The sequence below is a fragment of the Streptomyces sp. NRRL B-1347 genome, assembly GCF_000720325.1.
Taxonomy (GTDB): domain Bacteria; phylum Actinomycetota; class Actinomycetes; order Streptomycetales; family Streptomycetaceae; genus Streptomyces.
Genome location: NZ_JOJM01000187.1, coordinates 1 through 2,461, shown reverse-complemented (window position 1 = coordinate 2,461; position 2,461 = coordinate 1). Strand labels below are relative to the sequence as shown.

General features: G+C 76.2%; 2 protein-coding genes. Both read left to right on the top strand.

All coding sequences use genetic code 11. The features are described 5' to 3' along the window. A partial coding sequence (locus tag IG74_RS0144290; RefSeq protein ID WP_037827300.1) for an NAD(P)H-binding protein occupies nt 1-737 on the top strand: 737 nt, incomplete at its 5' end. A gap of 741 nt (nt 738-1,478) precedes the next feature. Further along, nucleotides 1,479-2,213 carry an SDR family NAD(P)-dependent oxidoreductase gene (locus IG74_RS0144285; protein WP_030689425.1) on the top strand — a complete coding sequence of 245 codons (735 nt, stop codon included), beginning with the start codon at nt 1,479-1,481 and terminating at the stop codon, nt 2,211-2,213. The last annotated feature ends 248 nt before the right edge of the window (nt 2,214-2,461 follow it).

The following is a 2,461-nucleotide window of genomic DNA, read 5'->3' as shown; positions in this document are numbered from 1 at the left end:
GGGCGGGGGTGGGCGGGCAGGTGGTGCGGGCGGATTTCGGGGACGGGCGGTCGCTGGAGCGGGCGCTGGCGGGGATGGACGCGCTGCTGCTGATCACCAGTGACCCGTTGCGGCCTGATCATGATGTGCGGGTGCTGGAGGCGGCGGTGCGGGCAGGGGTGGGGCATGTGGTGAAGCTGTCCGCGCTGGCGGTGGCCGATACGGGGGCCGGTGATGTGATCACGTGCTGGCAGCGGGCGTGTGAGGAGCGGGTGCGGGGGTGTGGTCTGCCGTGGACGCTGCTGCGTCCGCGGGCGTTCATGTCCAAGGCGCTTGCCTGGGCGCCGTTGGTGCGGGAGCGGGGGGTGGTGCGTGCGGTGTACGGGTCGTCGGTGAATGCGTGTGTGGATCCGGGGGATGTGGCGGCGGTGGCCGCGCGGGTGCTGACCACGCCCGGTCATGCGGGGCGCTGTTATGAGCTGACGGGGCCGGGGCCGGTGTGTGCGCGGGAACAGACGGCGGTGCTGGCGCGGGTGCTGGGGCGGCCGCTGCGGTTCGAGGAGCTGGAGGTGGGGGAGGCGTGGCGGCTGTGGCGCGGCCGGTATCCCGAGCCGTACGCGCGGGCGCTGCTGCACAGTGCCGAGCGCCAGCGGGCCGGGGCGAAAGCGGGGGTGGGCCCGGGGGTGCGGCAGGTGCTGGGCCGTGCCCCGGCCGACTTCGCCGACTGGGCCCGGCGCCATGCCCGCTACTTCGCCTAGCCCGGCCCCGGCCCCGGCCGCTTCGCTCCGCGCAGCGGCCCGCGCCCCGCCCCGGCCTCCCCGGAATGCCGGTGCCCTGCCGCCCCCGGCCCAGGGGGCCGCCTGCCCGTCCTCGCCCCGACCCGGCCAACCCGGCACGTCCCGGCCCTCGTTTTCACCGGGGTTGCGGTGTCCGGCAGCGGGCGGGGGAGTGGGAGGGCGGAGTGAGGGAAGAGGGGCCCGGGGACGGGGAAAGGTTTCTGCTGCCGGTGTGCGCGAACGGCCCGGCAGCGCCGCGTGCTTCCCGGCACACCGGTACACCGGTACACCGGCAGACCGGCATGTCAGTGCGCACGCCGGCGCATCAGTACGTCCGTACGTCCGCAGGCCGGTACGCCGGTACGTCCGCAGATCGGCGCAACGGCACAACGGCACAACGGCAGATCGGCAGATCGGCAGATCGGTGCGCCGGCAGGTCGGCACAACGGTAGGTCGGCAGGCCGGTGCGCCGGCGGGTCGGCACATCGGTTCGTCCGTACGTCCGTACGTCCGCAGGCCGGCTGGCCGGTGCGTCGGCTGGCCGGCGGGTCGAGGGGCGCGTCGGTGTATCAGTACGTCCGCGCACCGCTGTGTTGCCGTACTGGCGTAGCGCCGGGTCGGTGGGTGGCGGGTGTGTGTCCTATACGGGTTCGGATGGGGAGGGGTTTGCTGGTGAGGGATGGTCTGGGAGCGGGGCGGGATCTGCTGGGCGGGGCGACGGTGATGATTACGGGGGCCTCGAGCGGGATCGGTGCGGCCGCGGCGCGGTTGTTCGCGGCGGAGGGGGCGGCGGTGGTGCTGATGGCGCGGCGCCGGGAGCGGTTGCGGGTGCTGGTGGGGGAGATCGAGGCGGCGGGCGGGCGGGCGCTGGCGGTGGCGGGGGACGTCACGGTGGCCCAGGACGCGGTGCGGGCGGTGGAGGAGGCGGTCGATGTCTTCGGGTCCCTGGACGCGGCGTTCAACAACGCGGGCTGGGCGACGGCGGGCACGCGCCTGCACGAGACGGACGACGAGGTGTTCGACCGGATTGTGGAGGTGAATCTGCGCGGGGCCTGGAACTGTCTGAAGGCGCAGGTCGCGCAGATGCTCGCGGGCGGGCGCGGCGGTGCGATCGTCAATACCGCCAGTGTGGCGGGGGTGGTGGCCACCGGGGCTGCGGCGCCGTATGTGGCGGCCAAGCACGGGGTGATCGGTCTGACCCGGGCCGCGGCCGAGGAGTACGGCCGTCAGGGCATCCGGGTCAACGCGCTGGTGGTGGGCAGTACCCGGACCGAGCTGATGGACGATGTGCTGGCCCAGGCGCCCGCGCTGGAGGAGTCCTTCGTGGCCCGCTCGGCGCAGAAGCGCATGGCCCGTCCCGAGGAGGTGGCCCAGGCCGCGGCGTGGCTGTGCAGCGGCCGGGCCTCGTTCGTCACCGGGGCCGCGATGGCCGTCGACGGCGGCTGGACCGCCGCCTGACCCCCGCCCCCCGCCACCACCGGGCCCCGTCCCGGCTCCGCCCCGTCCCCGTCCCGTCCCCGTCCCGGTGCCGGCGCTGCGCCCGCCGCGCCACCGGGCCGGGGCCCGGCGGCCGTACCCCCCGGCCCGCGGCCTGTTGGGGGGGCGTACGGCCGCCGCGGCGCGCCCGGGGGCAAGGGCCGGCGGCGCGGGGCCGTGCCGGCCCCGGGCCCCGCGGGTGCCGGGCCGGGGGGGCGGGCCCGGCCCGG